Raw genomic sequence first — 6557 nt, 5'->3', positions numbered from 1 at the left:
TAGCACACCGTTTCGGCGGCTTCGCTTTCCTCGCTTTCGGCTTCCACCGCGTTTCCGCGTTTTCCGCCTTCCGGACTCTAGCAGATCCTGCGACCCGCTTTTCGTCCGTTGCTTTCCNCCTTCGAAACTCTCGTTTCCTTGGCTTCCGGCTCTTCGAGCTTAGCAGATTCGGTAACCCGTTTCCGCCGCGCTCCGGCCGATTGGAAATTCCAAAACCACACGCACAAGAACAGCAAATAGCCCAATCCGTCGCGAATGAACGCGACCGATGATCGAGAAATTCGATGGTGATGCTGCGGCAGGAATGCGATCCTTGACGGATGCCCCGCTCGACCCTGGCAGAGACTACCAGACTGTCGCGCCGTTAGCAACTTCGCGACAACCCTTCGAATCTACGTGTGCGTCCGGTGGACTGTCAAGATCACCTCTTCAGGCGACCATCGGCAGCTCGTCCGCGACGTCCGAGGATGCCACATCCCCTTGCTCCCCGGCGAATTCGCCCCGGCGACCGAGGATCACCACGTAGCCGAGGAACAGGACCTCGGCCGTCACACCGATCGCGATGCGACCCCACGTCGGTAGTCCGGACGGGGTCACGAATGCCTCGATGACGCCGGATACGACCAGGACCAGGGCCAGGCCGACCGCCATACCCAAGGCGATTCGGCCCTCCTCGGCGATCGCCCGGGCCCGGGTACGAGGACCCGGGTCGATCACGGTCCAGCCCAGGCGCAGCCCCACGCCCGCCGCGATGAACACCGCGGTCAGTTCGAGCAGGCCGTGTGGCGTGATGAGGCCGAAGAAGACGTCCAGGCGGCCCGCGTCGGCCATCAGGCCCGCCGAGATACCTACGTTCATCGCGTTACTGAAGACGATGTACAGCACCGGCAGGCCGAGCAGGATGCCCAGCGCCAGGCAGCCGGCCGTCACCCACGCGTTGTTCGTGGCCACCTGGGCGGCGAAGGAACTCGCGGGGGCGCTGGAGTAGTAGGTCTCGAAGTCGCCGCCGGGGCGGGTCATCCGTCGGATGTCTTCGGGCGCGGCCACCGCGTCGCGAACCGCCGGGTCGTGTGCCACCCAGGCCGCGATGATCGAGGCCAGTGCGACGAAGACCAGCGCCGTGACACCCCACCAGCGGCGACTGCGGTAGACGGCGACGGGGAATCGAACCGTCAGGAACAGCACCGCCTCGCGCCAGGCCGGCGTGCGGGGTGCGGTCACCGCAGAGCGGGCCCGCGCGGTCAGGGTGGAGAGCCGGCCGACCAGCACCGGGTCGGGCGCGGCGGAGCGGATCGTCGACAGATGGGTGGCCGTGCGGCGATACAGCGTCACCAACTCGTCCACCTCGGGCCCCGACAAGCGCCGCCGCCGGCGAGTCAGTTGTTCCAGGCGTTGCCACTCGTGGCGGTGCACCGCGACGAACACGTCGACATCCATACGGTGCATCCTCTCTGGGAGTGGCATCGACGCACACACTGGAGGTGGACGTGTCCGAGCTCGTCACGGGCGAAGCGGTCGCGCTCGACCTGCGTCCGGCGCGGTTGCCCAGTCGGGCGATCGCGATGGTGATCGACCTGGCCGCGCAGATGGCCCTGTTGCTTGCGGCGGTCTGGGTCGTGTCGATGACGGTTCCGGTCGACGACGATGCGCTCGCCTCGGCGTTGTTGTTGTCGATCGTGGTGCTGGTCGTGGTCGGATGGCCGGTGACGTGGGAGACCGCAAGTCACGGGCGGTCGCTGGGCAAGATGGCGCTCGGGCTTCGGGTGGTTCGCGACGACGGCGGGCCGATTCGGTTCCGGCACGCGCTGGTGCGCGCGCTGCTCGGGTTCTTCGCGGATTTCTGGACCACGTTCGGGTGTGGCGCGGTGTTCTCCTCGCTCGCCTCGAAGAACGGCAAGCGACTCGGCGACATGGTGGCCGGGACGTTCGTGGTGCGAGAGCGCACTCCCGGGGCGCGGCACCTGCCCATGCCGCTGCATCCGGCCGCCTCGGCGTGGGCGACGGGGATCGAGTTGTCCGGGCTGACCGATGATCTGGCGCTGGCCATTCGGCAATTCCTGTCGCGACGTGGCGAGCTGGATCCGGCGATAGAGGCGTCGCTGGGCGAGCGGCTGACGGTGGATACCGCGAACCGGATCGGAATCGGCCCGCCGCCGGGCATGCACCCGGTGGTCTACCTCGCCGCGGTGCTGGCCGAGCGGCAGCGACGGGACTGGGAGCGGTACGCGGGCGGCCCGCACCGTCTCACCGCCGATGCCGCCCCGCCGGCACCGCTGCCCGCGCCGACGACGGCGCCCACCACGACACAGCCGTCGGGGCAACCCCCGGCATGGACACCGGTGCACGGCCGGGTCCCGCCGCCCCCGCTCGCACCGATGCCCGCGCCCGCGCCGGCGCCTGCTCCCGAACCCCGCTCCGCCCCGGTCGTGCCGCCCGCGGATTCCGATCGGCGCGAGCGCCCCGGGTTCACCCCGCCGTCGTGATCCGCCTGTTCGGCGGTGTGTCGAGGGCTTCGAGTTCGATGCCGGGGGCCGCGAGGACCACATCGCCGCTCAGGTACACGATCGCGCGCTCGCCGGTGGCGAGGTCGTCCACCTCGTAGCGTTCGACGATCAGACCGTCGTGGGTTTCCACCGCGGCCAGGGTCCAGGACTGGTCCACCGTGTGTGCCGCCAGCACCGGTTCGGTCAGGGCGATCAGGCGCAGCCGCGCGGAGCCGCCGGGGGACAGATTCAGCAGGGTCGCGGTGGCGATCAGGAAGGCGGGCGAGCGGCCGGTGAAGCCGGCGGCCTTCGCCTCGGCCTCGGTCGCCGGCACGTCCAGGGTCGGATCCGCCGCGCTGCGCAGCCACACCACCCCGGCCGCGCCGTCCACGACCGTCGCGCCGCCGCGGACCCGCCAACCGCCGGCGAGCGCTTCCAGGCGCAGCGGGCGGCCCCGCGCGTCCAGCGTCAGGTCGATGCCGCTTCCGGTGTAGCGCCAGCCGATCGGGCCGGGGGCGCAGGAGAAGCGTTCCTCGCCGAGCGGGGTGCCGTCGTGCGGGTCGTGGAAGGAGTAGGTGCCTGAGGGCATGCGCGGACCCTACGACACGGTGGGTTCGCCGGCGGCCGCCACGCGGGTGAGCAGGGCCATGAAGGTGGCCTGCTCGGTGGGGTCGAGCGGGGCGAGCAGTTCGGCCATCGCGGCGTCCACGAGTGGTTCCTGCCGGGCCAGCCGCTGTTCGCCCGCGGGGGTGGTGGTGATCGCGTTCTTGCGCCGGTCGCGGGGGTCGGGGGTGCGGGTGACCAGACCGTCGGCCTGGAGGCTGTTCAGGATCGCGACCATGTCCTTGGGGTCGACGGCCACCGCACGGGCGAGTTCGGCCTGGGCGACCGGCCCGTACTCCCGGACCGCGATCAGCACCAGGTGATGGAGCATCGGCATGCCGTCGGCGGCCAGCACTCTGCGAACCAGCCCCCGGCCGTGCGCGGCGGCGCGGCCGAGCAGCCAACTGGGCAGGACGCGGATCCGGGCGGGGGCGGGCAGCTTGTCGACCATGGGCGCAGCCTACCCGAGAATCATTGGACTTCCCTACGATCGAACAGATATCGTGGGTACTTCCCATGATCCTTGGAGGTGTGTGCGTCACGTTCGCCATTACGAGTACGGCGGTCCCGAAGTGCTGCGCGTGGAGGACGCCGACGTGCCCGAGCCGGGGCCGGGCGAGCTGCTGATCCGCACCGAGGCGATCGGGGTGAGCCTGCCGAGTGTGCGGAAGGTGCGCGAGGGCGGCCTGCCGCTGCCGGGGGTGTTCGGCGGGGACGTGGCGGGCGGCGGCGGGACCGCGCCCGCGTGGGAACTGCTCGCGGGCGCGCGGACGATCACCGGGATGTCGATGGCCCGGTTCTCCGCCGCGTTTCCCGAGTCGTACGAGCGCCACCGGCAGGAACTGTGGGACCTGGCTCCGTCGGGCCGGCTCCGGGTCGCGGTACACGAGACGTTCGCGCTCGCGGACCCGGCGAAGGCGCACGCGGTGATCGAGGCGCGCGCCAATCTCGGCAACGTCGTGCTGCGGCCGTAGGCGAGTTGGTCAGCCCGCACACTGCGCGAGCATCGCCTGCTTGTCCGCGTCGGTCACCGGCAGGTCGTACTTGATCGAGACCTGCGCGTAGCGGACCACGTACGAGCAGCGGACCGCCTTGTTCGGCGGCAGCCACGTCGCCGGGCTGGAATCGCCCTTGCCGCCGTTGATCGGGCCGTCCACGGCGAGCAGATTGAGCGGGTCGTTGGCCAGTCGACGGCGTTTGTCCGTGTCCCACTGCGCGGCGCCCATCTGCCAGGACGCGCTCAGCGGCACCACGTGGTCTATCTGCACCGCGGACGCCTTGGCCTTGGTGAACACTATGTCCTTGCCGGAATAGGGATCGGGCAATGTCATGGCGGTCACGACACAGCCCTTCCGGTCCTTCCACTGCGTCACCCGGCCGTCCCGCTTGAGGATGTCGTCGCGGGTGTCGCAGCTGTTTTTGCCGAACGGGACGTCGGTGACGCTGTCGGTCCAGGCCGGCCCGTACTTCTCCCGGTCGTAGCCGGTCTGCGGGCCGCGGCCTTTGGTGTTCACCCGCCCGATCAGCGCCCGGGCCCGGGTCAGATCGGCGGCCGAAGTCAGCGGCGCCAGACCCGGTTCGACGCCTTCCTCGTTCTCCAGCGGGCTGACCGCGGCACCGCCGGCCGGGACCTTGTCGGGTGCCGAGGCGGCCGCGGAGGAGTCGGCCCCGGCCGCGGGTTCGGCATTGGAGTCGTTGCCCTGACAGGCCGTCAGCGCGGCCCCGGCGAGCAGGATGGATATGTACGTGCGCCGTTGCATGCGACCGCCCCCCGAGGGATGTCGTGTCCGGTTGCCCGATGGTTGTCCACACACAGGCCGGGCGGCGCACGATCCGTGCGCCGCCCGGCCTGTCGCGATGATCGACGGCGAGGATCGGTACCGGTGATCGATACCGATCCGCTGCGTCAGTAGCGGTAGGCGTCCGTCTTGTACGGGCCCTCGACCTTGACGCCGATGTAGGCGGCCTGCTCCTCGGTCAGCGTCGTGAGCTTGACGCCCAGCGCGTCCAGGTGCAGGCGCGCGACCTTCTCGTCCAGGTGCTTGGGCAGCACGTAGACGCCGATCGGGTATTCCTCGGGCTTGGTGAACAGCTCGATCTGCGCGATGGTCTGGTTCGCGAAGCTGTTGGACATCACGAAGCTCGGGTGACCGGTCGCGTTGCCCAGGTTGAGCAGCCGGCCCTCGGACAGCACGATCAGCTTCTTGCCGTCGGGGAACGTCCAGGTGTGCACCTGCGGCTTGACCTCGTCCTTGACGATGCCCGGGATCTTGGCCAGACCGGCCATGTCGATCTCGTTGTCGAAGTGGCCGATGTTGCCGACGATCGCCTGGTGCTTCATCCGCTGCATGTCGGACGCCATGATGATGTTGAAGTTGCCGGTCGTGGTGACGAAGATGTCACCGATCTCGACGACCTCGTCCAGCGTGGTGACCTGGTAGCCGTCCATCGCCGCCTGGAGCGCGCAGATCGGGTCGACCTCGGTGACGATCACCCGGGCGCCCTGGCCGCGCAGCGACTCGGCCGAACCCTTGCCCACGTCGCCGTAGCCGCAGACGACCGCGACCTTGCCGCCGATGAGCACGTCGGTGGCCCGGTTGATGCCGTCGATGAGCGAGTGGCGGACGCCGTACTTGTTGTCGAACTTGCTCTTGGTGACCGAGTCGTTGACGTTGATCGCCGGGAAGAGCAGCGAACCGGCCTGGAACATCTCGTACAGGCGGTGCACGCCGGTGGTGGTCTCCTCGGTGACACCCTTGATGCCGGGGGCCATCGCGGACCACTTGCCCGGGTTCTTGGCGAAGCTCGCGCGCAGCAGCGCCAGGAAGACCGTGTACTCCTCGGAGTCGGCGTCGGTCGCGTCCGGGACGGCGCCGGCCTTCTCGAACTCGACGCCCTTGTGCACGAGCATCGTGGCGTCACCGCCGTCGTCGAGGATCATGTTCGGGCCGTCGTGGCCGGGCCAGTTCAGCGCCTGCTCGGTGCACCACCAGTACTCCTCCAGGGTCTCGCCCTTCCAGGCGTAGACCGGCACGCCGCGCGGGTCCTCGGGGGTGCCCTCGGGGCCCACCGCGATGGCCGCGGCGGCGTGGTCCTGGGTGGAGTAGATGTTGCAGGAGACCCAGCGCACCTCGGCGCCGAGCGCGACGAGCGTCTCGATCAGCACGGCGGTCTGCACGGTCATGTGCAGCGAGCCCATGATCCGGGCACCCGCAAGCGGCTGCGACGCGGCGAACTCGCGACGGATCGACATCAGACCGGGCATCTCGTGCTCGGCGAGGGTGATCTCCTTGCGACCGAACGCGGCGAGGGAGAGGTCGGCGACCTTGAAGTCGCCGTCGAGCTGCGAAGCCATGTTTTCGGATCCTCTGCGGAGGGGGTGGATGGGACTGGAGACGCACCGGTGCCGCGGGCGCCGATGCCGTGCCATCCAGTCGGACACTTCTGTGCCTACGGGTCCCGGACCCGACC

At 69.5% G+C, this 6557-nt stretch carries 7 protein-coding genes; 2 read left to right on the top strand and 5 right to left on the bottom strand.

Features of this window, described 5'->3' with window-relative positions; genetic code table 11:
* Positions 1 to 429: 429 nt before the first annotated feature.
* Positions 430 to 1437 (bottom strand): stage II sporulation protein M, encoded by a 1008-nt coding sequence (locus tag A3IC_RS0148775; RefSeq protein WP_020557337.1) that lies wholly within the window; start codon positions 1435 to 1437, stop codon positions 430 to 432.
* Positions 1438 to 1487: 50 nt separating this feature from the next.
* Here A3IC_RS0148775 and A3IC_RS0148770 point away from each other — a divergent pair, with 50 nt between their 5' ends.
* Entirely contained in the window at positions 1488 to 2483 is a 996-nt protein-coding gene (locus A3IC_RS0148770) for an RDD family protein (protein ID WP_026219632.1), read from the top strand.
* On the opposite strand, the gene A3IC_RS0148765 is transcribed toward A3IC_RS0148770, so the two are convergent.
* Both A3IC_RS0148765 and A3IC_RS0148760 read right to left on the bottom strand, forming a co-directional pair.
* Positions 2467 to 3072 (bottom strand): hypothetical protein, encoded by a 606-nt coding sequence (locus A3IC_RS0148765; protein ID WP_020557335.1) that lies wholly within the window; start codon positions 3070 to 3072, stop codon positions 2467 to 2469. The genes A3IC_RS0148770 and A3IC_RS0148765 overlap by 17 nt on opposite strands.
* A 9-nt stretch (positions 3073 to 3081) precedes the next feature.
* Positions 3082 to 3537 (bottom strand): MarR family winged helix-turn-helix transcriptional regulator, encoded by a 456-nt coding sequence (locus tag A3IC_RS0148760; protein WP_020557334.1) that lies wholly within the window; start codon positions 3535 to 3537, stop codon positions 3082 to 3084.
* An 82-nt stretch (positions 3538 to 3619) separates the two neighbouring features.
* Between A3IC_RS0148760 and A3IC_RS60980 the strand changes: the two genes are divergently transcribed.
* Positions 3620 to 4060, top strand: coding sequence for a zinc-binding dehydrogenase (locus tag A3IC_RS60980; RefSeq protein WP_079027188.1), 441 nt, complete (start codon positions 3620 to 3622; stop codon positions 4058 to 4060).
* 9 nt (positions 4061 to 4069) lie between these two features.
* Here A3IC_RS60980 and A3IC_RS0148750 read toward each other — a convergent pair whose 3' ends face one another.
* Together A3IC_RS0148750 and ahcY are read right to left on the bottom strand one after the other, a co-directional pair.
* Positions 4070 to 4846 (bottom strand): HNH endonuclease family protein, encoded by a 777-nt coding sequence (locus tag A3IC_RS0148750; RefSeq protein ID WP_020557332.1) that lies wholly within the window; start codon positions 4844 to 4846, stop codon positions 4070 to 4072.
* 146 nt (positions 4847 to 4992) lie between these two features.
* Positions 4993 to 6441, bottom strand: coding sequence for an adenosylhomocysteinase (gene ahcY / locus A3IC_RS0148745; RefSeq protein ID WP_020557331.1), 1449 nt, complete (start codon positions 6439 to 6441; stop codon positions 4993 to 4995).
* Between the last annotated feature and the right edge of the window lie 116 nt (positions 6442 to 6557).

This window comes from Embleya scabrispora DSM 41855, from assembly GCF_000372745.1.
GTDB lineage: Bacteria > Actinomycetota > Actinomycetes > Streptomycetales > Streptomycetaceae > Embleya > Embleya scabrispora.
The sequence above is the reverse complement of the archived record's forward strand: the minus strand, read 5'-3'. Positions and strand labels throughout refer to the sequence as shown.

Bases quoted from the DNA above. Each gene is read 5' to 3' on its own strand.
- A3IC_RS0148775 (WP_020557337.1), bottom strand. From the start codon at position 1,437: ATGGATGTCGACGTGTTCGTCGCGGTGCACCGCCACGAGTGGCAACGC.
- A3IC_RS0148765 (WP_020557335.1), bottom strand. From the start codon at position 3,072: ATGCCCTCAGGCACCTACTCCTTCCACGACCCGCACGACGGCACCCCG.
- A3IC_RS0148760 (WP_020557334.1), bottom strand. From the start codon at position 3,537: ATGGTCGACAAGCTGCCCGCCCCCGCCCGGATCCGCGTCCTGCCCAGT.
- A3IC_RS0148750 (WP_020557332.1), bottom strand. From the start codon at position 4,846: ATGCAACGGCGCACGTACATATCCATCCTGCTCGCCGGGGCCGCGCTG.
- ahcY (WP_020557331.1), bottom strand. From the start codon at position 6,441: ATGGCTTCGCAGCTCGACGGCGACTTCAAGGTCGCCGACCTCTCCCTC.